The organism is Halomonas sp. MS1 (genome assembly GCF_024182575.1).
Lineage (GTDB): Bacteria > Pseudomonadota > Gammaproteobacteria > Pseudomonadales > Halomonadaceae > Vreelandella.
Map to the genome: position 1 here is coordinate 1,637,035 of NZ_CP098926.1, position 24,975 is coordinate 1,662,009.

At 52.8% G+C, this 24,975-nt stretch carries 18 protein-coding genes and 3 rRNA genes; 11 read left to right on the top strand and 10 right to left on the bottom strand.

The window, feature by feature from the left end; genetic code table 11:
- Positions 1-62: 62 nt before the first annotated feature.
- The 3 genes from gshB to ruvX all read left to right on the top strand — a co-directional run bounded on the left by gshB (position 63) and on the right by ruvX (position 2,118).
- Complete coding sequence (gene gshB / locus NF683_RS07340; protein ID WP_089040094.1) at positions 63-1,019, top strand: glutathione synthase; 957 nt, start codon at positions 63-65, stop codon at positions 1,017-1,019.
- A 73-nt stretch (positions 1,020-1,092) separates the two neighbouring features.
- Positions 1,093-1,650, top strand: coding sequence for a YqgE/AlgH family protein (locus tag NF683_RS07345; RefSeq protein ID WP_089040093.1), 558 nt, complete (start codon positions 1,093-1,095; stop codon positions 1,648-1,650).
- Between the two features lie 12 nt (positions 1,651-1,662).
- Positions 1,663-2,118 (top strand): Holliday junction resolvase RuvX, encoded by a 456-nt coding sequence (gene ruvX, locus NF683_RS07350; protein ID WP_038480028.1) that lies wholly within the window; start codon positions 1,663-1,665, stop codon positions 2,116-2,118.
- 15 nt (positions 2,119-2,133) lie between these two features.
- On the opposite strand, the gene pyrB is transcribed toward ruvX, so the two are convergent.
- Positions 2,134-3,159 (bottom strand): aspartate carbamoyltransferase, encoded by a 1,026-nt coding sequence (gene pyrB / locus NF683_RS07355; RefSeq protein WP_083000221.1) that lies wholly within the window; start codon positions 3,157-3,159, stop codon positions 2,134-2,136.
- A 643-nt stretch (positions 3,160-3,802) separates the two neighbouring features.
- Here pyrB and NF683_RS07360 point away from each other — a divergent pair.
- From NF683_RS07360 to NF683_RS07380, 5 genes are all read left to right on the top strand, one after another.
- Positions 3,803-5,337, top strand: a 16S ribosomal RNA gene (locus NF683_RS07360).
- 331 nt (positions 5,338-5,668) lie between these two features.
- Positions 5,669-8,562 (top strand): 23S ribosomal RNA (locus NF683_RS07365).
- Between the two features lie 128 nt (positions 8,563-8,690).
- A 5S ribosomal RNA gene (rrf, locus tag NF683_RS07370) occupies positions 8,691-8,806 on the top strand.
- Together the 16S, 23S and 5S rRNA genes form the textbook arrangement of a ribosomal RNA operon.
- A gap of 593 nt (positions 8,807-9,399) precedes the next feature.
- Positions 9,400-10,935: a class I SAM-dependent methyltransferase gene (locus tag NF683_RS07375; protein ID WP_253921656.1), complete on the top strand. Its 1,536-nt coding sequence runs from the start codon at positions 9,400-9,402 to the stop codon at positions 10,933-10,935.
- Positions 10,936-11,063: 128 nt separating this feature from the next.
- Complete coding sequence (locus tag NF683_RS07380; protein ID WP_089037271.1) at positions 11,064-12,407, top strand: deoxyguanosinetriphosphate triphosphohydrolase; 1,344 nt, start codon at positions 11,064-11,066, stop codon at positions 12,405-12,407.
- 4 nt (positions 12,408-12,411) lie between these two features.
- On the opposite strand, the gene NF683_RS07385 is transcribed toward NF683_RS07380, so the two are convergent.
- The 3 genes from NF683_RS07385 to NF683_RS07395 are packed head-to-tail and all read right to left on the bottom strand — an operon-like array spanning position 12,412 to position 14,454.
- The gene (locus NF683_RS07385) at positions 12,412-13,320 is read right to left on the bottom strand and encodes a nuclease-related domain-containing protein (protein ID WP_089037272.1); all 909 of its coding nucleotides are present in this window, start codon (positions 13,318-13,320) and stop codon (positions 12,412-12,414) included.
- 58 nt (positions 13,321-13,378) lie between these two features.
- Entirely contained in the window at positions 13,379-13,753 is a 375-nt protein-coding gene (locus NF683_RS07390) for a translation initiation factor Sui1 (protein ID WP_089037273.1), read from the bottom strand.
- A gap of 2 nt (positions 13,754-13,755) precedes the next feature.
- The gene (locus tag NF683_RS07395) at positions 13,756-14,454 is read right to left on the bottom strand and encodes an HAD family hydrolase (protein WP_089037274.1); all 699 of its coding nucleotides are present in this window, start codon (positions 14,452-14,454) and stop codon (positions 13,756-13,758) included.
- Positions 14,455-14,702: 248 nt separating this feature from the next.
- On the opposite strand from NF683_RS07395, the gene NF683_RS07400 reads away from it, so the two are divergent.
- Positions 14,703-15,044: a hypothetical protein gene (locus tag NF683_RS07400; RefSeq protein ID WP_253921657.1), complete on the top strand. Its 342-nt coding sequence runs from the start codon at positions 14,703-14,705 to the stop codon at positions 15,042-15,044.
- A gap of 99 nt (positions 15,045-15,143) precedes the next feature.
- On the opposite strand, the gene fba is transcribed toward NF683_RS07400, so the two are convergent.
- The 6 genes from fba to tkt form a co-directional block, all read right to left on the bottom strand.
- The gene (gene fba / locus NF683_RS07405) at positions 15,144-16,208 is read right to left on the bottom strand and encodes a class II fructose-bisphosphate aldolase (RefSeq protein ID WP_038480053.1); all 1,065 of its coding nucleotides are present in this window, start codon (positions 16,206-16,208) and stop codon (positions 15,144-15,146) included.
- Positions 16,209-16,272: 64 nt separating this feature from the next.
- Positions 16,273-17,442, bottom strand: coding sequence for a phosphoglycerate kinase (locus NF683_RS07410; RefSeq protein ID WP_253921658.1), 1,170 nt, complete (start codon positions 17,440-17,442; stop codon positions 16,273-16,275).
- Positions 17,443-17,490: 48 nt separating this feature from the next.
- On the bottom strand, positions 17,491-18,534 hold the full coding sequence (locus NF683_RS07415; protein WP_253921659.1) for a type I glyceraldehyde-3-phosphate dehydrogenase: 1,044 nt from the start codon (positions 18,532-18,534) through the stop codon (positions 17,491-17,493).
- Positions 18,535-18,594: 60 nt separating this feature from the next.
- Positions 18,595-19,314: an LrgB family protein gene (locus NF683_RS07420; protein ID WP_193060204.1), complete on the bottom strand. Its 720-nt coding sequence runs from the start codon at positions 19,312-19,314 to the stop codon at positions 18,595-18,597.
- Positions 19,304-19,657, bottom strand: coding sequence for a CidA/LrgA family protein (locus NF683_RS07425; RefSeq protein WP_089037279.1), 354 nt, complete (start codon positions 19,655-19,657; stop codon positions 19,304-19,306). The genes NF683_RS07420 and NF683_RS07425 overlap by 11 nt, the downstream gene beginning before the upstream one ends.
- Positions 19,658-19,690: 33 nt before the next feature.
- Positions 19,691-21,682 carry a transketolase gene (gene tkt / locus NF683_RS07430; RefSeq protein WP_253921660.1) on the bottom strand — a complete coding sequence of 664 codons (1,992 nt, stop codon included), beginning with the start codon at positions 21,680-21,682 and terminating at the stop codon, positions 19,691-19,693.
- A 247-nt stretch (positions 21,683-21,929) separates the two neighbouring features.
- Between tkt and metK the strand changes: the two genes are divergently transcribed.
- Both metK and ligB read left to right on the top strand, forming a co-directional pair.
- Positions 21,930-23,150 carry a methionine adenosyltransferase gene (gene metK / locus NF683_RS07435; protein WP_089037281.1) on the top strand — a complete coding sequence of 407 codons (1,221 nt, stop codon included), beginning with the start codon at positions 21,930-21,932 and terminating at the stop codon, positions 23,148-23,150.
- 138 nt (positions 23,151-23,288) lie between these two features.
- Positions 23,289-24,974 carry an NAD-dependent DNA ligase LigB gene (gene ligB / locus NF683_RS07440; RefSeq protein WP_253921661.1) on the top strand — a complete coding sequence of 562 codons (1,686 nt, stop codon included), beginning with the start codon at positions 23,289-23,291 and terminating at the stop codon, positions 24,972-24,974.
- The last annotated feature ends 1 nt before the right edge of the window (position 24,975 follow it).

Consider the following 24,975-nt stretch of genomic DNA (forward strand, 5'->3'; position numbering starts at 1 on the left):
TGGAGCTGTGCAGGCAGTGCGGCATACTGCTTACCTTTTGTTCATGTATGGATGTTACCCCGATGAGCCAATCAACGTTGCATCTCGGTGTGGTGATGGATCCCATCAGCGACATCGCTTACAAGAAAGATACCACCATGGCCATGCTGTGGGCGGCGCAAGAGCGCGGCTACACACTGCATTATATGGAGCAAGAAGATCTTTTCTTGAACGCAGGACAGGCTTATGCACGTATGCGCCCATTAACGGTGCATCGCGATCCTAACCATTGGTACGACCTCGGTGAAGCGGCTCAGCGCCCACTGGTGGAGTTGGATATTGTGCTAATGCGCAAAGACCCGCCTGTCGATGCCGACTTTATCAATGCGGTCCATCTGCTGGGGTTTGCCGAGCGGGAAGGCGTTCTGGTAGTTAATCCAACCGCTGCGTTGTTGCAGTGTAATGAAAAATTATTTGCCCAGCAGTTTCCCCAGTGCTGTGCGCCCACCATTGTCGCCAGTCGTGATGACGTCCTGCGTGCTTTCCACGCGGAGCATGGTGATGTGATTTTCAAACCCCTTGATGGCATGGGCGGTACAGGGATTTTTCATATCGGCCCTGATGGCCGCAACATTGGCGCGGTTATTGAGCAATTAACCCTGCGTGGCCAGCGGCAAATTATGGCGCAACGCTACCTAGCCGAAATCAAAGATGGCGACACGCGCATCTTATTGGTTGACGGTGAACCCGTGCCCTATGGGCTGGCGCGTATTCCCTCGGCGGGTGAAACTCGGGGTAACCTCGCCGCTGGCGGGCGCGGTGTCAGCCGTGAGTTGACTGAGCGTGACCACTGGTTGATTCAGCAGGTGCAGCCCATGATTCGTGAAAAAGGGCTGATGTTTGTTGGTTTAGATGTGATTGGTGACTACATCACTGAAATTAACGTCACCAGTCCTACCTGTGTACGTGAAATTGATGATCAGCGCGGCACGGACATTGCCGGAATGCTGCTGGATGCTATTGAGCGTCGTCTTAACTAACCGATGCCGTTGAACGTTCTATTCGCCTAATAACGCGAGGCTCGCTGAGTATTCAGCGAGCCGTAGGAGACGCATGCAAAGCTTTAAGCATCATTTTTTGATGGCTATGCCTCACTTGGATGACCCTAATTTTGCCGGTAGCCTGATCTACCTTTGCGACCATGATCACAATGGTTGTATGGGAGTCATCGCCAATCGTCCACTTGAAATCACTCTCGATGCCCTCTTTGAACAGCTGTCGCTGGGAGGCGATGATAGCCCGCACCGTAATGCGCCGGTCTATTATGGCGGCCCTATGCATAAGGACCGTGGCTTCATTTTGCATATCGGTGATAGCCAGGAGTGGGACTCCAGTGTCCAGGTAGAAGACGGTATTGCGCTGACCACCTCGATGGATATTCTTCAGGCGCTTGCCGATGACACAGGCCCCGAGGACTTTCTGGTGTGTCTAGGCTGTGCTGGCTGGGACGTTGGGCAATTAGAAGACGAGCTAAAAGAGAATGCGTGGTTGACGGTCGAAGGCCAAGGCAACGTACTGTTTAACACCCCTCCCGCTGAGCGTCTAACCGCTGCCGCTGGCATTCTGGGCGTTGATCTGAACCTGATGACCCGCGACGCGGGCCATGCATGATGGTTGAGTTTTATGGCTGATCGTGGGCAACGGCTAATACTCGCATTTGATTTTGGTACTCGGCGTATTGGCGTCGCGGTAGGGAATGAGTTGCTTAATAGCGCACGCGAGCTAACGCCGCTAACCGCTCGAGACGGCATTCCTGACTGGAATGTTGTTACACGGTTAGTAGAAGAGTGGCAGCCTGACTTGTTTGTAGTTGGCTTGCCGCTGAATATGGATGGGACTGAGTCTGCGATGAGCGCGCGGTCACGCAAGTTCGGTAATCGCCTGCACGGGCGCTATGGCAAGCCCTGTGAAATGGTTGACGAGCGTGGCTCTACTCGCGAAGCGAAGCAGATCGCTCATGCGGCAGGCCATCGTGGTAACTATCGAGAAGAAAGTGTCGATGGCATCGCTGCTGTGCTTATTCTAGAAGGTTGGTTTGCCCACCAAGAAGGACTTCCTGGTGGGCGGATCGCTCATTAAACCTGATGTAATGACTTAACGGTCTAGAGTGCCGGTTTGAGATGGCACAAACCAGCGCACGGGTCTCAGGTCTTTCTCAATCAGCTCATCTACCTTTAATAGCGTGGCAAAAATGGCCATCCGCATGGGTATCCCGTTGTCAGTTTGGCGGAAAATCGCCAAACGCGGGTCACCGTTAAGATTCACGTTTAGGTCATTGGCGCCAGGGCGGCTATCTCGGGGTAGTGGGTGCATGACAATCGTACTTTGGCTGCAGCGCTGATCCAGAAAGTCGCGATTAACCATAAAGTCGTCGGAAAGCCCCTGAAAGCTCTCGTTCATTTCATCGGTAAAACGCTCTTTCTGGATGCGTGTGGTGTAAACCACGTCCAGATCTGAGAAGTCGCTGGCCAGTGAGTCACGTTGTTCGACGCGGTGCCCGCGAGACGTCACAAGGTCAATCAGCGCAGTCGGCATTTCCAGGCCTGGTGGAGATACCAAGGTAATGCGCAGCGGATCATAGAGAGACAGTAGCTTGATCAGCGAATGCACGGTGCGGCCATATTTCAAATCACCGGTCAGCAGAATATGTGCGCCACTGAGTGATTTACCTAATCGCTGAAACTCTTTATCAATCGTATAGAGATCAAGCAGTGCTTGGCTTGGGTGTTCACCTGGGCCATCCCCACCGTTAATTACCGGCACATTGGTGGCGGCGGCGAACTCTGCTACCGATCCTTGATCAGGATGGCGCATTACAATCGCATCGCAATAGCCACTCATCACTCGACTAGTATCGTAAAGCGATTCACCCTTGGCCATAGAAGAGAAAGTAAAACCGGTGGTGTCACACACACTTCCCCCCAGACGGCAAAACGCAGCATTAAAGCTCACGCGTGTGCGTGTACTCGCTTCAAAGAACAAATTACCAAGCACAGCACCTTCCAGCACCCGAGTAACGTGGCGACGGCTGGCAATAGGTTCCATACGCGCTGCAACGCGTAGCAGGTGGTCAACGCTTTCGCGCTGTAATGAATCGACAGTTAATAGATGCTGGCTCATCACGGACCTCAGAATGGGGGTGGGCGTTGGGGGCTATAAAGCTGGTATAAGTGTAACCGCCAATGGAGTGCCGTCGAAGCGCTTTCAATTAGCAAACGGCCTGCCTTAAAACTTTTTCGCACTTATCTATAAATAGCTCTTGCCAAAACGGCAGCGAATCCGTAAAGTACGCATCCGCTGCCGGGGACGCACAGCGTTACCAGCGGTGATTGAAGGTGAAAATCTTCGGTTTGTCAGAGAGTTAGAAGAACTCAGCAGCAACATGCTTCGATGTCTTCCAACGCTTTTTGAAACGAGCCACGCCAGAAAGCATCGTTATCGCGCTTTCTTCGCTCACTCGCTTCACTCACTCAAAACAGTGATTGACAAACACCAGGAAATGCGTAGAATACGCCTTCCTCGCTGAGGTAAGCCAGTTCATCGGTTAGCCAGTTACTTCTTCGGAAGTTCAGCAGCGAAAACAGCTCTTTAACAATTTGATCAGGTAATTCATGTGGGCGCTTGCCGATGAGGGTGATAAATCACCAAATATCAAGGCAAGCGGTCATGAAAACGAAAGTTTGAATGAGTTCGTTTGAACCTTGAGCCAAGTTTGATGCGCTTTTGTTACCTTCGGGTGACGAGTAAGCATCACAATGATTTTAAACTGAAGAGTTTGATCATGGCTCAGATTGAACGCTGGCGGCAGGCCTAACACATGCAAGTCGAGCGGTAACAGGGGTAGCTTGCTACCCGCTGACGAGCGGCGGACGGGTGAGTAATGCATAGGAATCTGCCCGATAGTGGGGGATAACCTGGGGAAACCCAGGCTAATACCGCATACGTCCTACGGGAGAAAGGGGGCTTCGGCTCTCGCTATTGGATGAGCCTATGTCGGATTAGCTAGTTGGTGAGGTAATGGCTCACCAAGGCAACGATCCGTAGCTGGTCTGAGAGGATGATCAGCCACATCGGGACTGAGACACGGCCCGAACTCCTACGGGAGGCAGCAGTGGGGAATATTGGACAATGGGCGAAAGCCTGATCCAGCCATGCCGCGTGTGTGAAGAAGGCCTTCGGGTTGTAAAGCACTTTCAGCGAGGAAGAACGCCTAGTGGTTAATACCCATTAGGAAAGACATCACTCGCAGAAGAAGCACCGGCTAACTCCGTGCCAGCAGCCGCGGTAATACGGAGGGTGCAAGCGTTAATCGGAATTACTGGGCGTAAAGCGCGCGTAGGTGGCTTGATAAGCCGGTTGTGAAAGCCCCGGGCTCAACCTGGGAACGGCATCCGGAACTGTCAAGCTAGAGTGCAGGAGAGGAAGGTAGAATTCCCGGTGTAGCGGTGAAATGCGTAGAGATCGGGAGGAATACCAGTGGCGAAGGCGGCCTTCTGGACTGACACTGACACTGAGGTGCGAAAGCGTGGGTAGCAAACAGGATTAGATACCCTGGTAGTCCACGCCGTAAACGATGTCGACCAGCCGTTGGGTGCCTAGCGCACTTTGTGGCGAAGTTAACGCGATAAGTCGACCGCCTGGGGAGTACGGCCGCAAGGTTAAAACTCAAATGAATTGACGGGGGCCCGCACAAGCGGTGGAGCATGTGGTTTAATTCGATGCAACGCGAAGAACCTTACCTACTCTTGACATCCTGCGAACTTGTGAGAGATCACTTGGTGCCTTCGGGAACGCAGAGACAGGTGCTGCATGGCTGTCGTCAGCTCGTGTTGTGAAATGTTGGGTTAAGTCCCGTAACGAGCGCAACCCTTGTCCTTATTTGCCAGCGGGTAATGCCGGGAACTCTAAGGAGACTGCCGGTGACAAACCGGAGGAAGGTGGGGACGACGTCAAGTCATCATGGCCCTTACGAGTAGGGCTACACACGTGCTACAATGGCCGGTACAAAGGGTTGCGAGCTCGCGAGAGTCAGCTAATCCCGAAAAGCCGGTCTCAGTCCGGATCGGAGTCTGCAACTCGACTCCGTGAAGTCGGAATCGCTAGTAATCGTGAATCAGAATGTCACGGTGAATACGTTCCCGGGCCTTGTACACACCGCCCGTCACACCATGGGAGTGGACTGCACCAGAAGTGGTTAGCTTAACCTTCGGGAAAGCGATCACCACGGTGTGGTTCATGACTGGGGTGAAGTCGTAACAAGGTAGCCGTAGGGGAACCTGCGGCTGGATCACCTCCTTAAACGATGCATCATCCCTCGCGGTAAGCGCTCACAATGAATTACCTGATCAGAATGCTGTTGATACGCAGTGATAAGCGTTTTCTTCATGTTGAAAGAAGAGAAAAGATCTTTTTTTAAGGCCTTCTTTAAAGATCTTCTTTAAAGACCTTTCTTTTTTTTAATGTGAAAAAAGCACTCGCTTATCACTGCGCATAGCAGTCGCTCTTTAACAATGTATATCATGCTGACATAAACGTTTTAAAACGTTTATACGTAATTGTTTTGTGATACGTCTCAAGCGTATCCGGCAATCGTTATCATTGCGAGACACCAGACTCCTTCGGGTTATAGGGTCAAGCAATGAAGCGCACACGGTGGATGCCTAGGCAGCCAGAGGCGATGAAAGACGTGGAAGCCTGCGATAAGGCTCGGCGAGGTGGCAAACAACCTGTGACCCGGGCATTTCTGAATGGGGAAACCCACTCATCATAAGATGAGTATCTTGCGCTGAATATATAGGCGTAAGAGGCGAACCAGGGGAACTGAAACATCTAAGTACCCTGAGGAAAAGAAATCAACCGAGATTCCCCTAGTAGCGGCGAGCGAACGGGGACCAGCCCTTAAGCATGTGACTGATTAGGCGAATGCGCTGGGAAGCGCGGCCATAGTGGGTGATAGCCCCGTAGTCGAAAATCTGATCATGTGAAATCGAGTAGGTCGGGGCACGAGAAACCTTGACTGAAGACGGGGGGACCATCCTCCAAGGCTAAATACTCCTGGCTGACCGATAGTGAACCAGTACCGTGAGGGAAAGGCGAAAAGAACCCCGGAGAGGGGAGTGAAATAGATCCTGAAACCGTGTGCGTACAAGCAGTAGGAGCAGACTTGTTCTGTGACTGCGTACCTTTTGTATAATGGGTCAGCGACTTATATTCAGTGGCGAGGTTAACCGTTTAGGGGAGCCGTAGGGAAACCGAGTCTTAACTGGGCGACACAGTCGCTGGATATAGACCCGAAACCGAGCGATCTATCCATGAGCAGGGTGAAGGTTGAGTAACATCAACTGGAGGCCCGAACCAGGATCTGTTGAAAAAGATTTGGATGACTTGTGGATCGGAGTGAAAGGCTAATCAAGCTCGGAGATAGCTGGTTCTCCTCGAAAGCTATTTAGGTAGCGCCTCACGTATCACCGCCGGGGGTAGAGCACTGTTTCGGCTAGGGGGTCATCCCGACTTACCAACCCGAGGCAAACTCCGAATACCGGTGAGTGCAAGCGTGGGAGACACACGGCGGGTGCTAACGTCCGTCGTGAAAAGGGAAACAACCCAGACCGTCAGCTAAGGTCCCGAAATCCTGGTTAAGTGGGAAACGATGTGGGAAGGCTCAGACAGCTAGGAGGTTGGCTTAGAAGCAGCCATCCTTTAAAGAAAGCGTAATAGCTCACTAGTCGAGTCGGCCTGCGCGGAAGATGTAACGGGGCTAAACCAGGTACCGAAGCTACGGGTTCACACTTAGGTGTGAGCGGTAGAGGAGCGTCGTGTAAGCCAATGAAGGTGGATTGAGAAGTCTGCTGGAGGTATCACGAGTGCGAATGCTGACATGAGTAACGATAAAGGGAGTGAAAAACTCCCTCGCCGGAAGACCAAGGGTTTCTGTTCGACGCTAATCGGAGCAGAGTGAGTCGGCCCCTAAGGCGAGGCCGAAAGGCGTAGTCGATGGGAAACAGGTCAATATTCCTGTACCGGACATGATTGCGATGGGGGGACGGAGAAGGCTAGGTGAGCCAGGCGTTGGTTGTCCTGGTGAAAGTGAGTAGGCTTGGGTCTTAGGTAAATCCGGGACCCTTTAAGGCCGAGACACGAAACGAACTGACTACGGTCAGGAAGTCATTGATGCCACGCTTCCAGGAAAAGCCTCTAAGCTTCAGATCATGTGCGACCGTACCCCAAACCGACACAGGTGGTCAGGGTGAGAATCCCAAGGCGCTTGAGAGAACTCGGGTGAAGGAACTAGGCAAAATGGTGCCGTAACTTCGGGAGAAGGCACGCCGGCGTAGGGTGACGAGACTTGCTCTCTAAGCCCGAACCGGTCGAAGATACCAGGTGGCTGCAACTGTTTAGTAAAAACACAGCACTCTGCTAACGCGCAAGCGGACGTATAGGGTGTGACGCCTGCCCGGTGCCGGAAGGTTAAATGATGGTGTTAGGATTCGTCCGAAGCTCTTGATTGAAGCCCCGGTAAACGGCGGCCGTAACTATAACGGTCCTAAGGTAGCGAAATTCCTTGTCGGGTAAGTTCCGACCTGCACGAATGGCGTAATGATGGCCACGCTGTCTCCACCCGAGACTCAGTGAAATTGAAATCGCCGTGAAGATGCGGTGTACCCGCGGCTAGACGGAAAGACCCCGTGAACCTTTACTATAGCTTCACACTGGACGCTGATGTTGCCTGTGTAGGATAGCTGGGAGGCTTTGAATCTCGGACGCCAGTTCGAGGGGAGCCAACCTTGAAATACCAGCCTGGCATCATTGGCGTTCTCACTCAGGTCCGTTATCCGGATCGAGGACAGTGTGTGGTGGGTAGTTTGACTGGGGCGGTCTCCTCCCAAAGAGTAACGGAGGAGCACGAAGGTACCCTCAGCACGGTCGGACATCGTGCAGTGAGTGCAAGAGCATAAGGGTGCTTGACTGCGAGACAGACACGTCGAGCAGGTGCGAAAGCAGGTTCTAGTGATCCGGTGGTTCTGTATGGAAGGGCCATCGCTCAACGGATAAAAGGTACTCCGGGGATAACAGGCTGATACCGCCCAAGAGTTCACATCGACGGCGGTGTTTGGCACCTCGATGTCGGCTCATCACATCCTGGGGCTGAAGTCGGTCCCAAGGGTATGGCTGTTCGCCATTTAAAGTGGTACGCGAGCTGGGTTTAGAACGTCGTGAGACAGTTCGGTCCCTATCTGCCGTGGGCGTTGGATGTTTGAGAAGGGCTGCTCCTAGTACGAGAGGACCGGAGTGGACGCACCTCTGGTGTTCCGGTTGTCACGCCAGTGGCATTGCCGGGTAGCTATGTGCGGACGGGATAACCGCTGAAAGCATCTAAGCGGGAAGCCCCCTTCAAGATGAGACATCCCTGAGGCCTAGAGCCTCCTGAAGGGCCCAGCGAGACCAGCTGGTTGATAGGCACGGTGTGGAAGCGCTGCAAGGCGTTGAGCTAACGTGTACTAATGGCCCGTGAGGCTTGACCCTATAACACCCAAGGGGTCTGGTCGCAGTGATAATGAAAACCGGATACGCGCTTCCTGTCAGTGACAGGAGACGAGAGACGCCACAAAACATCGATGACACGTTCAGCATGATATACATTACAAGTTACGCCTGACGACCATAGCACGCGTGAACCACCTGATCCCATGCCGAACTCAGAAGTGAAACCGCTTAGCGCCGATGGTAGTGTGGGGTCTCCCCATGCGAGAGTAGGTCATCGTCAGGCACTTATTTAACAAAGAACCCAGCCCATCGGCTGGGTTTTTTGTTTTGTGCGGAAGAAAATCAATTAGGGACGTTCCCAAGTCACTGCACCGTCATTCCCGAGCCACTACGCCGTCATTCCCGAGTGGGGTTATCGGGAATCCACCTTGACCTTGGCCTGCAGCAGCCCGAAACCCCAATTCAACATGTATTCCCGCTAAGGGCCTGCGGGAATGACGAGGCGGCGCGGAGGGCTGGGTGGCGTCATCGCCAGGTACTTATTAAACAAAGAATCCAGCCCATTGGCTGGATTTTTTGTGTGTGAAAGAAAGCTATTTAGCAGGCAGCAAGAAAAATTTACGAATTTATTCAATTATATAGTTAGCGATTGCGTAACAATCCTTCAAACTTCCCATCATCTCTTCAGTAGACCCAGTGGATCAAATACTTCACTATCAAGATTCTAACAACAGTGTTTGTGCCAGGGTTTATGTCACCGAGTGTGTGTCAGAGGTAGCAGAGCGATATGCGTATTTCTATCTGTTTCTCAGACTCTGGTGATAAGTGGCTTCGCTTAACAATTGAATAATATGCCATTGCTTGGGAGCAGGTGTTATGTCGGATTGGACGTCTGGATACATAGCGGATATTAATTATACTTATGGATATTATACTGAACTTAATCCTTTGCGAATTGCGCTAGGATTTATCAACGCCGGTATTCGGCCGCCAAACGTTATTAACGCCTGTGAACTAGGGTTTGGTCAGGGCATTAGCACCAACATTCATGCGGCTGCTTCGCAAATCAATTGGTACGGAACAGACTTTAATCCTCATCAAGCAGCCTTTGCGCAGGAGCTATCGTCTATTAGCGGTGCTAATGCAAAGCTACACGATGATGCATTTGATGAATTTTGCCAGCGTGATGACCTACCTGAATTCGACTATATCGGCCTTCACGGCATATGGAGCTGGATTTCGGATGAAAACCGCGCAGTGATTGTCGATTTTATTCGCCGTAAGCTGAAGGTGGGAGGTGTGCTGTACATTAGCTACAACACACAACCAGGATGGGCAGCCATGGTGCCTATGCGTGACCTATTAGCCGAGCACGCGGACCTTATGAGTGCTCAGGGGGCGGGCACCATTTCGAGAATTGAAGACGCGATCACGTTTGCCGAGCAGCTGGTGGCCGTGAACCCAGAGTACTGTAATGCTAATCCCCAGATTAAGAATCGCTTAGCGAAAATTAAACAAGATAATAAAAATTACATAGCTCATGAATACTTTAATCGCGATTGGGAGCCGATGGCATTTGCTAAAATGGCACGCTGGCTAGAACCCGCCAAGATGGATTGGGCTTGCAGTGCGCGATATGTAGATGCCATTGAAAGCATTCAGTTAACCAATGAGCAACAGGCCTTAATTAATAACATTCCTAACCCGCTATTTCGCCAGTCGGTGCGTGATTTTTGTGAGAACCGTCAGTTTCGTACCGATTACTGGGTAAAAGGGGCGCGCCGCTTAAGTGGGCTTGATAAAGATGAAATGCTAGATGGTCTTCGCGTGATTATGGGAGTGCCACGTAAAGATGTGCAGCTAAAAATCGCAGGGCGCCTGGGTAATTTTGACTTGCCTAGCAATATTTATACGCCGGTGCTAGATGCGCTTTCATCCTATCAACCGGTATTTGTATCCGAACTTTGGCAGGTTGCAAAAGAGCATGGAGTGGGGCGCCCTGCATTGAACAGTGCAATTGCCATACTGGCATCAAAGGGTATTATTTTGCCTGCCCAGTCCGACGATGATATTTCTGAAGTAGCGTCCAAGACTGGTCGACTAAATCGTTTTTTAATGAGCCAGTCAAGAAGCACGACTGAGTTGAGTTATCTCGCAAGCCCGGTGACAGGAGGTGGTGTCGCTGTATCGCTCTTCCATCAGTTTTTCCTGCTTGCCACGTTAGAGGGCGGCGAGGACGCTAAAACGTTAGCTACTTTTGCATGGCGTATTTTGGCGTCTCAAAACAAATGTCTGCTTAAAGAGGGCAAGCCAATTTCGGACGAGAATGAGAATTTGGCTGAGCTTGAGCGTCAGGCTGGTGATTTTCTAGACGCGCGGTTGCCCCTCTACCGAGCGTTAAAAATTATCTGATCAGTGGGGTGTGCCACTGCCATATAACATGTGTGTCGCGACGGTTGTCGCTGCACGCATGTCTTGAGGTTGAAGGCGGTTATCTTGCTTGGATTTATGTCAAAATGTTGCTCTCACGGAGGAACGCTATGACACAGATGCAATGGGACCAGTTATTATCCCCTCAACGCCTTCACGATAAACGCCCTGGCGGTGTACGTGAAGCAACCCATGAAATCGGGCGAAGTCCTTTTCATAAAGATCATGATCGTATCGTTTTCTCGGGCTCCTTCCGGCGTTTGGGTCGGAAAACGCAAGTTCATCCACTGACTGAAAATGATCATATCCATACGCGCTTGACCCATTCACTGGAAGTCGGCTGCGTTGGTCGCTCGCTAGGTATGATTGTGGGCGAGTTACTAAGGGACCGCCTGCCTGGCTGGATCACACCCGCTGACTTAGGGGTGATCGTTCAGACAGCGTGCTTAGGACATGATATTGGCAACCCCCCTTTTGGTCATGCCGGTGAATATGCAATTCGTGATTGGTTTCGGCGTGCTCAACAAAGTGGCTTGCTAGATGGCTTGTCTGATGCAGAGCGTGATGACTTACTGACCTACGAAGGCAACGCCCAGGGCTTCCGTGTTATTACCCAAATTGAGTACAACCAGTTTAATGGTGGTATGCGGTTATCTGCCGCTACGTTAGGTACTCTGCTTAAATACCCCTGGACGGTACGCTACAGCGGGCGTGCTGGTAAATTCGGTTGTTACCAGTCTGAACAGGCGCTGTTAAAAGAAGTGGCTGATGCTGTCGGGCTTCTTCCCCAAGGAGATCAGCGTTGGTGTCGTCACCCGCTTGCCTGGCTTGTCGAAGCGGCTGATGATATCTGCTACGCCCTGCTTGATTTAGAAGATGGCTTAGAGATGGGGATTCTTCGCTATGAGGAAGTGGTCGAGATACTGCGTCAGATCGCGGGTGAATTCCCTCCAGAATACGCTGAGATGGAGAGGCGGAAAGTATCTCAGCGGCGTCGAATTGCCTTACTGCGCGGGGCCGCTATGGAACGCGCGGTGAATGATGTGGGGGCGGTTTTTGTGCAGCATGAGCAAGCGTTGCTCAGCGGAACGTTAGGCCAGGATTTATTAGAGCTGTGTCATCCTGACCTGGGGTGGGGCGTTCAAGCGGCAAAGCAGTTAGCTCGTGAGCGCATTTTTCAAAATGAGCGCAAAGCCAAACTTGAAATTGGTGCCTATACAACGCTAGGGATTTTATTAGAAGCATTTATTGGTGCTGCTAATGAACTACATCACACAGGGCATAGCTCATTCAAGCACCAGCGCGTGCTGGCGTTGATTGGTGAAAACACGCCATTGCCGTCCTGGACGCTCTACGATAGCTATCGGCGCATGCTGGATTTTATTGGTGGCATGACCGATCACTATGCTGTCGATCTTGCGCAAGAAATGGGAGGGCGCTTGCGCGGTAATTAACCTTCTATACGGAGGGTTGACGCAGGTGTTTAAGCTCCATAAGGCGTGCACGCTCAATGAGTAGATGAATCACTTTATCGTGAATGGCATCGCTCATCTGGCCAGGGGTGAGCTCGGTTAGTTGACGTGATAGCTGCTCACCGCTAACGACTAATATATCGGGGGCAGCTTCGCTAGTATCAACGTCCCAACCCGGCAAAACCAATACGCCTTGTACCGGCACAGGAACACCACAACGACGCTCAAGCCATTGCGTCAGCCAACTAACACCCTGACGTGTTTTATGCAGAGGGCGGCGTTCTTGCCAGTGAGGAAAACGTAGCCGCTCACGTTCAACGGCTACGCTATTAAGCTCCTTACCATTGCTGCCAATCGCTAATGCTCGTGCACGTGTTTCTACCACGAAAACGCCATGTGGTGTGACAACGACATGGTCAATAGTAAAGCTATCGGTGGGGACGTCGTGAAACACATAATAAGGGTGGGCTTCTGGCCTCACCATGCGTTCAAGTTCTTGGCCAACGGCTAATTCACAAGCTAAACCGAGTTTAAGACGGCGAATGCGCTGGTAATCGCGCACAAGTAACAGTGAAAAAGCCAGTACTAACAGCGTGCTAAGTAAGCCATATAATGCCCACTCCAACCAGTCTTGCTTCTCCACAAACAGCATACGGCCCATGCCATACACCAGCGGGGCAAGGCTAATAATGGGACCGAGCGCACCATTTAAAAACAGGCTAGAAAAAGCTTGGTCAAGGCGGTGCCGCAGAGCTTGACCGGGTTCACGCAAGGGAGCATTAAAGGGAGACTGAACGCGTGCATCGTGAAGGCTACGCAGCGCCAAGACAATGCCACCCATGGCCGCCATGGGAAACAGAAAAATGAGTGGTAGCAGGTATTCTAACCAATTCATTGCAGTGCCTTGCCCTTTAGTGCTTTGCCTCAAGACAGAGCGCTATCACAGAAGTGTGTCAACCACCTGCTAATTTAACTTGGTAGCCTAACGATGTTAATGCTTGCTGTAGCGTTTCCCGGTGATCGCCCTGAATTTCGATAATGCCATCTTTTACAGCACCACCGGTGCCACAGCGTTTCTTCAGTGTCTTAGCAAGCGTTTTCAACTCCGCATTGGAAAGCGGTATGCCGCTAATCGTGGTGACTCCTTTTCCCTTGCGACCACTGGTTTCACGTCGGATTCGCACAATGCCGTCTAAATCAGCAATGCGCGCTTGCTCGCTGGTATCTGCGCAGCGGCATTGGTCGACAGACTCGCGGCAGCTTGGGCAAGTCTTGCCTTGCTCTGTTGAATACACAAGGCCGCCGAGCTGATCACGTAATGAAGCCATACTTATTTCTCTATTGAATGTTGAGGCACTGGCATCTGCCACTTTTCATGAGTAAGGCGCTCAACGACTGCAGGTAGCTGATACATGTTGCTGATCATAATAGCGCCTTCAGGCGTAGTTTCAGCGTCTGGGTAACGATTCAAGTGAATGACGGTCATGCCAGCTTGTAGAGCGGCCCTTACGCCAACGAGTGCGTCATCGATGGCAATACAATCACTTGCTGAAAAACCCATGATACTAGCTGCATGAAGGTGAAGACAGGGCTCTGGTTTCCAGCAGTTAGCCGTATAACCGCTGAACAAACGCTTCCCAAAGTAGCTGGCTAGGCCGGTTGCTTGTAAAGCAGTATGAATTTTGCTTTCTGGGCCATTAGATACAACCGCACTCGGGTAATTACTCAATACTTCAAGTGATTCATGGACGCCAGGAATTGCCTTCAGCTCGCTTGATAAACGATTAGCTAAGTTGGTTCGCATCGCCTGCTCCATGCTAGCTAATTGAGCTTCATCGACACTACCGTAACGCTGCTGTAACTCTGCCACAATTCGTCGAAAACGGGCACCTCGAAACTCGCCGAGATAATCGGTGGATTTAAAGGGTAAGCCTACCGAATTTAGACCGATAGCCATTTCTTCCGCTAGAAGTGGCTCGCTATCAACGAGGGTGCCATCACAGTCAAACAGCAAAAGTGGAAGCGGCATTGTCATTCCTTGCAACGTCTTTCGCGCTGCCCGTGTTAGTTTAAGCCGACCATACTGCTATTGAACGGGATTTTTAGCTCTTTGTGAACACTGTTTGATAATTTTTTACAGGTTTATATCTAGGGGCCCAAGGAAAGGGCTGAGTGATAGCCTCATTGCTGGGGCAGGAAGGGCTTTTTAAAGCAACAGCACTGATGGGTAGCCATGTTTAGACTAAGCTTTGATAACCACAAAAAAGGAGAGCTTCGATGCGATTTACACCTTGGGTGTTTTCAATTGCTTTCTGTACATCCCTACTGATGGCAGGGCAAGCGCAAGCCGAAACGTCAGATTCAGATAATACGCAGCACGACGCATTAGGCGATGCGGCATTAGAGGAGAAGTACGGTATCAAGGCAGGAGCAGTTCAGCGAGATGAGCCCACTTCCAACGACGCTGAGGAAACCAGCGGCGATGAAAGTAACCATGCTGATAATGCAGAAGATACAGAAGATACAGAAGATACAGAGGGAGGCACGGGAGGTACTGGTAGTGCCGAGGATGCAATCGAAAGCGGTGAGGGTGAGCAGAGCAACGACGATAATAAGTAGTGCTTTTAGCGTGTTAAGCGTCGCGAATTAGCACTACACTGCGCTGCAATAAATAAGGCGACCAATCGGCCGCCTTAAGGGGGGTACGTGAAGAGAAAGTTACTTCACTTTAGGTGCCAGCTCGCCGCGCTCGTAGCGCTGGAACATTACTTCTAAGTTGACGGGTTTAATTTTGCTCGCATTACCAGCAGTGCCGAAAGCTTCATAGCGTGCAATACACAGGTCACGCATGGCGGTCACGGTTTCTTTAAGGAATTTACGCGGGTCGAACTCGGAAGGGTTCTGGGCCATAAAGCGGCGGACTGCACCCGTAGAAGCAAGACGTAAATCGGTGTCGATGTTGACTTTACGAACACCGTGTTTAATGCCTTCGATGATCTCTTCGACCGGTACACCATACGTTTCCGGAATTTGACCACCATACTGGTTAATCACTTCCAGCCACTCTTGTGGCACGGATGATGAACCGTGCATTACCAGATGCGTGTCGGGAATGCGCGCATGGATCTCTTTAATGCGTTGGATCGACAGGGTGTCGCCAGTGGGTGGCTTGGTAAATTTATAAGCCCCGTGGCTGGTACCAATGGCGATAGCCAGCGCATCTACGTGGGTTGCTTTGACAAACTCAGCGGCTTCTTCAGGGTCGGTGAGCATCTGTTCCATGTCCAGCTTGCCCTCGGCACCAATGCCGTCTTCTTCGCCAGCCATGCCCGTCTCTAAGCTGCCTAGGCAGCCTAGCTCGCCTTCAACGGAGACACCACAAGCATGCGCCATTTCTACGGCACGGCGAGTGACATCGACGTTGTAGTCATAGTCCATCGGTGTTTTACCGTCTTCACCCAAAGAGCCGTCCATCATTACCGAGGAGAAGCCGAGTTGAATGGAGCGCTGGCAAACAGCAGGGCTAGTACCGTGGTCCTGATGCATCACGACTGGAATATGCGGGAACTCTTCAACTGCTGCCAAGATCAGGTGGCGCAGGAAGGGGGCACCAGCATATTTCCGCGCGCCAGCAGAGGCTTGCACGATAACCGGCGAGTCAGTGGCGTCAGCAGCTTCCATGATGGCGCGCATCTGCTCAAGGTTATTAACGTTGAATGCTGGAATGCCGTAGCCATATTCGGCTGCGTGGTCGAGCATTTGGCGCATGCTGATCAAAGCCATGGGATCACCTTAGTTGGGTTGTATGTATGTACAAAGGCAGTGAGCGTGCCATTTGTTTAAAGATTTAACCGCGCTGAGCGGCAGCCTCGAGTGCGGCGACGGCAGGCAACTGCTTGCCTTCAACGTACTCAAGAAATGCGCCACCGCCAGTAGAGATATAGGAAACGCGGTCAGCAATGGCATATTTATCAATCGCTGCTAACGTATCACCGCCCCCAGCAATTGAGAAAGCGCTACTGTCGGCAATCGCCTGAGAAAGCACTTCGGTTCCTTTACCAAACTGATCAATTTCAAATACACCGACAGGGCCGTTCCACAAAATAGTGCCTGCATTTTTCAGTAAGCTGGCTAAGTGGCTAGCGGTGTCGGGACCGATATCCAGAATCATTTCGTTATCGGCGACCTGATCAACTGGCTTGATGACAGCTTCTGCGGAATCAGAAAACTCAGTGGCAACGACGACATCCGTCGGTAACGGAATGGCTACTTTTTCCATGAGTGCTTTTGCCTGGCCGATTAAATCTGCCTCAAAGAGCGATTTGCCAACATTATAGCCTGCCGCAGCGATAAACGTGTTGGCGATACCACCACCAACAATCAGTTGGTCGCATTTGTCTGAAAGGGCGGTGAGTACGTCTAACTTGGTGGATACTTTAGAGCCGCCTACAATGGCTGTCATGGGGCGCGCCGGGTTTGCCAACGCTTTTTCAAGCGCATCAAGCTCTTGGGCAAGCAGCGGTCCTGCGCACGCCTGTGGCGCAAAGCGCGCCACGCCGTGAGTAGAGGCCTGCGCACGATGAGCCGTACCGAAGGCATCCATTACAAAAACGTCGCATAACGCTGCGTATTGCTTGGAAAGCTGTTCGTCGTCTTTTTTCTCACCGTTGTTAAAGCGCACGTTCTCTAGCAGCACAACATCGCCGTTAGCCAATGTTGGCGCTGTCTCGAGATAATCGCTGATCAGCGTAACGGGGCGGCTAAGCAACTCGCCTAAGCGCTCAGCGACGGGTGCGAGTGAAAATTCTTCAGCAGGCTCACCTTCAGTAGGACGGCCTAAGTGACTCATTAGCATCACTTTTGCACCTGCTTGAGCTGCTGCCTGAATGGTTGGCAGCGCCGCGCGAAGACGAGCGTCACTGGAAACACGGCCATGCTTGATCGGTACGTTAAGGTCTTCACGAATCAGCACGCGCTGCCCTTCCAGGGGCAGGTCGGTCATTTTTTGCACGTTCATGTGAGCGGTTTCCTCGTGTTCAAGCAGATGAAAAGACATGATGCAGGCCTAGCGGGCGTTGCTTTTGGAAAGCGATGCCAGCCGCTGGGTGATATCCAGCATACGATTGGCAAAGCCCCATTCATTATCAAACCAACACAGCAGCTTAATTAAGCGTGTCCCCGCAACCCGTGTTTGCGTGGCGTCTAGGATGCCAGAGCGTGGATCATGATTAAAATCTATCGATGCCATGGGGGCTTCGGTATAGCCTAATACGCCAGCTAAGCGCTGCTGACTGGCGGATCGTAGTAAGTCGTTAACGTGCTCGGCACTCGTGTCGCAACGCACAGTCAATGCGGCATCCATCGCAGAGACATTAATGGTGGGTACGCGCACGTGTAGGCATTCAAAACGACCGGACAGACTTGGCATCAGGCGACTGATCCCGACGGCCAACCCCGTGTCTACGGGGACAATTGACTGCATGGCCGAGCGTGTCAGGCGCAGATCCGTTTGATGATAAGCATCAATGACGGGCTGGTCGTTCATGGCCGAGTGAATAGTGGTGGTAACGCCGTGTTCAAGCCCCAGTGCTTCGTCCAGTACGGTGAGTAACGGGACAAGGCAGTTGGTGGTGCATGAGGCTGCTGAGAGAATGCGGTGGGAGAGTGTGAGCTCATGTTCGTTGATGCCCCACACAATCGTCGTATCCACATCGCTTTCGGCGGGTTGAGAAAACAGCAGTCGCTTAGCGCCAGCGGCTAAATGCTGCTCCGCTGTCGCACGATCCTTGAAACTACCAGAGCATTCCAGAACTAAATCAATGTCTAGTGCTGCCCAGGGCAGAGCCTGCGGATCACGCTCGCAAAGAACGTGTATGCGCTGGCCATTGATAAGTAGGCATTCGCCGTCATTGTCTACTTCACCTGGGAAACGACCATGGGTCGTATCGTAGCGAGTAAGGTAGGTAATCGTCGCAAGATCAGATAGCTCATTGATGGCGACCACTTCAATTTCCGGGTGGTTGCGCTCAACCAACGCTCTTAACACGCATTGGCCAATGCGTCCGTAACCATTAATGGCAATTCGATATGTCGAGTTTGCATTAGCCATGTCGCGAAGCGGCTCTCAAAAAATTGCTCAATGATAGCGTATTTCAACTGAGTTTGTTTTTCAGCTGACCGTGCCGATCAGCCGCCAGGCGAGTGGCAGCAATAGGGCGGTAAAAATACCGGTTAAACTCATGCCTAACGAGGCAAACGCGCCAGCCGTTGGGCTCAGTTCAAATGCTCGCACAGTGCCAATGGCATGGCCATTGAGACCCAGTGCGAAGCCAATAATGCGTTCATCGTTAATTTTTAGCAGCCGAGCAACGACACTCACGAAGGGAATGGTAACCACTCCTGTCACTAACAGCGCCCCCATGAGTAACGCTACGTTGCCGCCGAGCTGTTCAGTAATGCCGATGGCGATTGGCGCGGTGACTGATTTGGCGGCGAGTGACGCCAAAATAGTGGGGCTAGCCCCCATTAGCCAAGCAATGCCTATTGCGTAGCAGGCCGCTAGTGCGGCGGCGATCGGTAAACAAAGTGTCAGCGGTTGCCACAGTTCACGAATGCGCGGCAACTGTTGATAGAGTGGCATGCCTAAGGCAACGGTCGCCGGCCCTAACAAAATGGTGAGCCATGAGGCCCCTTGTTGGTAAATCGAATAAGGCAGCCCTATCGCGACAAGTGCCGCTGCTAATAGCAACGCAGCGATTAGAATAGCGGGTAGCCAAGAAGGGTTGCGCAAGCGCTTAAAAATCAGGTTGCCGAGCAAATAGGCTGCAAGGGTAAGTCCTACAGCAAACAGCGGTGTGGCTGTTAGAGTGGACAACATATCAGTGGGCATCTGATCGCCCAATTAGCCGTTGTAATAACCATAACGTGGTAATCACGCTTAATAACGTCCCTAGCAATAGCGCAATAAGTATGGCGAACCACTGACCCGCGAGTTCATCCAGAATAAAGAACACGCCAACGACGCCTGGCATAATCAACATGGCCAGAAGCGCGATTAACGGTTGTGCTGCGGCCGCTAAACTTGAAGGCACGCGCCCTAAGACACCAAGGGTGGCACATAGCAACAGCATGCCCACCACCCCTGAAGAAAAAGGCAAACCGGAGAAGTGGATGACCACTTCCCCAATTAACCAATAGCTAATTAGCCAAAGCAGACCATTTAGCGCGGGCATGGCAGAACCCGCGCTAGATCAGCCTGCATGGCGTTAGCCCAGTAGCTCATTGGCCTGTTTAACAATATTTTCAACCGTAAAGCCGAAATGTTTGAACAGTTCGCCCGCAGGTGCAGACTCACCGTAGGTGGTCATGCCGATAACACGACCATCCAGGCCAACGTACTTGTACCAGTAGTCGGCATGGCCCGCTTCGATCGCAATCCGCTTGGTGACTGCCTTGGGCAGTACACTTTCACGGTATTCCGCGTCTTGGCCATTAAAACAGTAGGTTGACGGCATGGAAACCACGCGCACCGCGTTACCCTGCTGCTCTAGTTCTGCTGCGGCGTCCATGGCAAGCGATACTTCAGAGCCAGTGGCAATCAAAATCAGCTCGGGCGTGCCGTCACTGTCTTTCAAAATGTAACCACCGCGCTGAATGGCCGCTAGTTGCGCCTTGGTGCGCTGCTGGTGAGGCAGGTTCTGGCGCGAGAGCACCAGCGCGGTGGGGCCGGCGTGGCGCTTCACCGCTGCATCCCAGGAAGCCGCTGTTTCAACCGCGTCACAGGGACGCCATGTGTTCAGGTTAGGCGTTGTGCGCAGGCTGGTCAGCTGCTCAATCGGCTGGTGGGTGGGACCATCTTCGCCCAGGCCAATAGAGTCATGGGTAAATACATAAATGGCTTGTTGGCCCATCAGTGCGGCCATCCGCACGGCGTTACGCATGTATTCCATGAAAATCAGGAAGGTCGCGCCATACGGAACGAAACCACCGTGAAGGGCGATACCATTCATCACCGCGCCCATGCCGAACTCACGCACCCCGTAGTGCAGGTAATTGCCGCTAGCGTCTTCCGGCGTGATGGCTTTGGCGCCCTTCCAGAAGGTTAAGTTAGACGGCGCAAGATCGGCGCTGCCGCCGAGCAGCTCGGGCATTTGCGGGCCGATAACATTCAACGCTTCAAAAGAGGCCTTGCGAGAGGCAATGCTTTCACCTTTCTCTTGCGCCTGCTCAATGAGCGCAGCGGTTGAAAGTTCTGCCGGTAGCTGCGCCTTCATGCGGCGCTCAAACTCTTTGGCTTCGGCTGGGAATGCTTGGGCATAACGGGCGAAGCGGGCATCCCACTCCTGCTGGCGGGTTTTGCCTGCGTTACGGGCATCCCAAGCAGAGTACACGGGCTCGGGGATATGGAACGGTGCGTGTTCCCAGCCGAGTTGCTTACGGGCGAGGGCCACTTCGTCGTCACCTAAGGGTGCACCGTGTGCCTCTTCTTTACCCTGTTTGTTAGGTGCGCCAAAGCCAATGATTGTTTTGCAGATAATCAGGCTCGGCTTATCGTCGTGGCTCTTGGCTAATTCAATGGCCGCTTTGATCTCTTCCGGCTTATGACCGTCGACGTTTGGCACCACGTGCCAGCCGTACGCCTCAAAGCGCTTAGCGGTGTCGTCGGTAAACCAGCCTTCAACCTCGCCATCAATAGAGATGCCGTTGTCGTCATACAGGGCAATCAGCTTGCCAAGCTGCTGAGTACCTGCCAGCGATGCGGCTTCATGGGAGATGCCTTCCATTAAGCAGCCGTCACCCAGGAAGCACCACGTATGGTGATCAACAATGCTGTGGCCAGGGCGATTAAACTGCGCGGCCAGCGTTTTTTCAGCAATCGCAAAGCCAACGGCGTTGGCGAACCCTTGGCCCAGCGGGCCGGTGGTGGTTTCGATACCTGGGGCGTAGCCAAATTCCGGGTGGCCAGCCGTGGGCGAATGCAACTGGCGGAAGTTCTGCAGCTGTTCCAGGCTTAATTCATAGCCGCTGAGGTGCAGCAGCGAATAAAGCAGCATTGAGCCGTGGCCATTAGACAACACGAAGCGGTCGCGATCAGCCCACTTGGGATCTTCGGGGTTGTGCTTGAGGTAGTCATTCCACAGCACCTCGGCGATATCAGCCATGCCCATAGGTGCGCCAGGGTGGCCAGATTTGGCCTTCTGAACAGCATCCATGGAAAGGGCGCGAATGGCATTGGCCAGCTCAAAACGGGACGGCATGGGGGTGCTCCTCGCCTGAAAACGGAAATAATAAAGGCGCTATTGTCGCTGACTTCCCCGGCGGCGGCAAATTCTGGAGCCACGTTCTGGGAAGAACCCCCAACAGCGTGTAGACTCTGCCTCCCGAAGTGGTAGCGAAAATTGTCGTGCCGCTTCTATATATGGGCAGGGAACTGAACTTCCTGCCATGATTTCCTGCTGATGCTGCGGTCACTCTGCAGCCGTCATACAGAGGGTCGAGAGCGCGATGAGCGAATATTCCCTGTTTACCTCCGAGTCTGTCTCCGAAGGGCATCCTGATAAGATTGCCGACCAGATTTCCGACGCGGTACTAGATGCCATTATCGCCCGAGATAAACAGGCCCGCGTTGCCTGTGAAACCATGGTGAAGACAGGCGTTGCCATTATTGCTGGTGAGATCACCACGTCTGCGTGGGTTGATCTTGAAGCGCTTGTACGTGATGTGATTACCGATATTGGCTACACCTCATCTCGCGTGGGCTTTGATGGCGCAACCTGTGGGGTGATCAACCTGATCGGCAAACAAAGCGTTGATATCGCTCAGGGCGTCGACCGCACGAAACCTGAAGATCAGGGTGCTGGCGATCAGGGGTTGATGTTTGGCTACGCGACTAACGAAACCGATTCGTTTATGCCGGCGCCAATTCACTACTCGCACCGTTTGGTTGAGCGTCAGGCGGAGCTGCGCAAAAACGGTCTGCTGCCGTGGCTACGCCCAGATGCCAAAAGTCAGGTAACGTTCCGCTATAACGCGGAAGGCAAACCCTGTGGTGTCGATGCTATCGTATTGTCTACTCAGCACGACCCGGAAATCGGCCAAGACGACCTGCGCAAAATGGTTAAGCGCGAAATCGTCGAACAGGTGATTCCCGCTGAGTGGCTGGATGAGCATACCCAGTACCACATTAATCCGACCGGCCAGTTTGTTATTGGTGGCCCGGTGGGCGACTGTGGTTTAACAGGGCGTAAAATTATCGTCGATACATACGGCGGTATGGCGCGCCATGGCGGTGGAGCCTTCTCGGGTAAGGACCCGTCTAAAGTTGACCGCAGTGCCGCTTACGCTGGCCGTTATGTGGCTAAAAACGTCGTTGCCGCAGGCTTGGCTGATAAGTGCGAAATCCAGGTTTCCTACGCTATCGGCGTTGCCGAGCCGACGTCGGTTTCCATTGATACCTTCGGCACCGGTAAAGTCGACGATGCTAAAATTGTCGAGCTAGTGCGTGAGCACTTTGATCTGCGCCCTTACGCGATTACTAAAATGCTCGACCTGCTACATCCGATGTATCGCCTCACGTCTGCTTATGGTCACTTTGGACGTGAGCCGTTTGAGCATAGCTACAGCTGGGTAGACGACAAAGGCCAAGTGCATACCGAAACCTTTACCGCCTTCCCGTGGGAAAAAACCGATAAAGCCGACACTCTGCGCCAGGCTGCCGGTTTGTAAACCAAGCAACGCCTGTCGTAAGAGAGAACGCCCCTATGGCCTACGCCAAGGGGCGTTTTTGTTGTGCGTTGAACGGGATGATAAGCCTTACGCTAAGGTTACTTTATGGATAAGGGAGGTAAACGGGAGAGGTGGAGCATGAGAAAGTGGCGTGCAGCAGGCTGGAAATGGTTACTGGTTGCTTGGTTAATGAGTGTCACCTTATCCGCACAGGCCAACGTGTGCCCTGATTGGCCCCGTGAACGGCTGGCGCAAGAGAGCCAAACACTGGCAGAGCATATTGCTCAGTGGGACAGTGCCTATCACGATCAGGGCGAGTCACTGATTGATGATGAGCTTTACGATCAAGCGGTCGCTCGGCTAGCAAACTGGCAAGCCTGCCTGGGTGAAGTGGCTCGGCAACGACCGCTAACCAGAGTCACCCGTAGCGCTGGCACTCTAGATCACCCCGTGGTGCAAACGGGCTTGAATAAAGCCGATGGTGATGGTGTGCGGCGTTTTATTAGCCGCCGAGATGATCTTTGGATTCAGCCTAAGGTCGATGGTGTCGCGATAACGCTACGCTACGAAGAGGGCGTGTTGGTCGAAGCGATTAGCCGCGGTGACGGCGAACGTGGTCAGAACTGGACGGCTCGTGTACAGCAGCTTCCCGCCGTGCCAAATAGGCTACCAACGCCGCTCTCAGCCGTATTCCAAGGCGAACTCTACTGGATATTAAATGATCATATTCAGTCGCAGTCCCCAGCCTCTGGCGCGCGAGGCGCTGTTGCCGGGGCCATGGCTCAACTATCACCTTCGCGGCAAACTCGTGAGCGGATCGGTCTGTTTATCTGGGATTGGCCAGAGGGGCCGAGAGAGATGAATGAAAGGCTAGGCCAACTGACCGCGTTAGGCTTTGATACCGCCGATTACACCCATCCTATTAATGCCCAGCATGATGCCGCCAACTGGCGCGATACGTGGTTTAACGGCCCATTGCCGTTCGCCACCGATGGAGTGGTACTGAAACAGTCCGAACGCCCTGGGGTTCAACGCTGGTCATCATCGCCGCCGGAGTGGGCCGTTGCGTGGAAGTACCCCGCTCAGCAGGCGTTAGCTCAGGTGCGTGGCGTCGAGTTTCGCGTTGGTCGAACAGGACGCGTGACGCCGCTGTTGTGGCTTTATCCAGTCACGCTAGAAGGACGGCGTATTAGTCGTGTGTCGCTGGGGTCTCTGGAGCGCTGGGAAGCATGGGACGTGCGCCCGGGTGACCATATCGCGATAACATTGGCGGGTCTCACTATTCCCCAGGCAACAGAAGTCGTTTGGCAAACCCGGGAGCGAGCGGCCCTTGGCGTGCCCTCGCCAGAGCGTTATCACCTGTTAAGTTGCTTTACGCTTACCACGGACTGCGACGCGCAGTTACTGGCGCGGCTTAGCTTCTTAAGTGACCAGCTAAACATGCAGGGCGTGGGAGAGGGTACCTGGCAAGCGCTGATGGAGGCAGGTGTTGTGACCGAACTGCTAGGCTGGCTGGCAGCAACGCCAAACCAACTTCAGCAAGCATACGGCGTGGGCGACGCCCGCTCAGTAGCGCTTGTCGCTCAGTTCCAAGCCACACAGGCGGCCTCCTATGCTCAGTGGTTAATGGCGTTAGGGATGCCACCAGGTGGCAATGCTCAGCTAGGCGACTGGGATACGTTGGCAGGGTACACACGCTCAGATTGGCAAGCCGAACCCGGCGTAGGCCCCGTGCGTGCTGACGCGCTGGTGGCATTTTTCAGCCACCCAGACGTACAGCGGATGGCCGCTCAGCTAAAGCTGACGGGGGTTGAAGGCTTTTAAC

Excerpts from the sequence above, each read along its gene's own strand:
- ligB (WP_253921661.1), top strand. The coding sequence starts at position 23,289 with ATGAGAAAGTGGCGTGCAGCAGGCTGGAAATGGTTACTGGTTGCTTGG.
- NF683_RS07395 (WP_089037274.1), bottom strand. The coding sequence starts at position 14,454 with ATGCCGCTTCCACTTTTGCTGTTTGACTGTGATGGCACCCTCGTTGAT.
- NF683_RS07375 (WP_253921656.1), top strand. The coding sequence starts at position 9,400 with ATGTCGGATTGGACGTCTGGATACATAGCGGATATTAATTATACTTAT.
- pyrB (WP_083000221.1), bottom strand. The coding sequence starts at position 3,159 with ATGAGCCAGCATCTATTAACTGTCGATTCATTACAGCGCGAAAGCGTT.
- tkt (WP_253921660.1), bottom strand. The coding sequence starts at position 21,682 with ATGCCGTCCCGTTTTGAGCTGGCCAATGCCATTCGCGCCCTTTCCATG.
- ruvX (WP_038480028.1), top strand. The coding sequence starts at position 1,663 with ATGGCTGATCGTGGGCAACGGCTAATACTCGCATTTGATTTTGGTACT.
- NF683_RS07425 (WP_089037279.1), bottom strand. The coding sequence starts at position 19,657 with ATGCCCGCGCTAAATGGTCTGCTTTGGCTAATTAGCTATTGGTTAATT.
- fba (WP_038480053.1), bottom strand. The coding sequence starts at position 16,208 with ATGGCTTTGATCAGCATGCGCCAAATGCTCGACCACGCAGCCGAATAT.
- gshB (WP_089040094.1), top strand. The coding sequence starts at position 63 with ATGAGCCAATCAACGTTGCATCTCGGTGTGGTGATGGATCCCATCAGC.
- NF683_RS07380 (WP_089037271.1), top strand. The coding sequence starts at position 11,064 with ATGACACAGATGCAATGGGACCAGTTATTATCCCCTCAACGCCTTCAC.
- NF683_RS07385 (WP_089037272.1), bottom strand. The coding sequence starts at position 13,320 with ATGAATTGGTTAGAATACCTGCTACCACTCATTTTTCTGTTTCCCATG.
- NF683_RS07415 (WP_253921659.1), bottom strand. The coding sequence starts at position 18,534 with ATGGCTAATGCAAACTCGACATATCGAATTGCCATTAATGGTTACGGA.
- NF683_RS07345 (WP_089040093.1), top strand. The coding sequence starts at position 1,093 with ATGCAAAGCTTTAAGCATCATTTTTTGATGGCTATGCCTCACTTGGAT.
- metK (WP_089037281.1), top strand. The coding sequence starts at position 21,930 with ATGAGCGAATATTCCCTGTTTACCTCCGAGTCTGTCTCCGAAGGGCAT.
- NF683_RS07410 (WP_253921658.1), bottom strand. The coding sequence starts at position 17,442 with ATGAACGTGCAAAAAATGACCGACCTGCCCCTGGAAGGGCAGCGCGTG.
- NF683_RS07400 (WP_253921657.1), top strand. The coding sequence starts at position 14,703 with ATGCGATTTACACCTTGGGTGTTTTCAATTGCTTTCTGTACATCCCTA.
- NF683_RS07390 (WP_089037273.1), bottom strand. The coding sequence starts at position 13,753 with ATGGCTTCATTACGTGATCAGCTCGGCGGCCTTGTGTATTCAACAGAG.
- NF683_RS07420 (WP_193060204.1), bottom strand. The coding sequence starts at position 19,314 with ATGCCCACTGATATGTTGTCCACTCTAACAGCCACACCGCTGTTTGCT.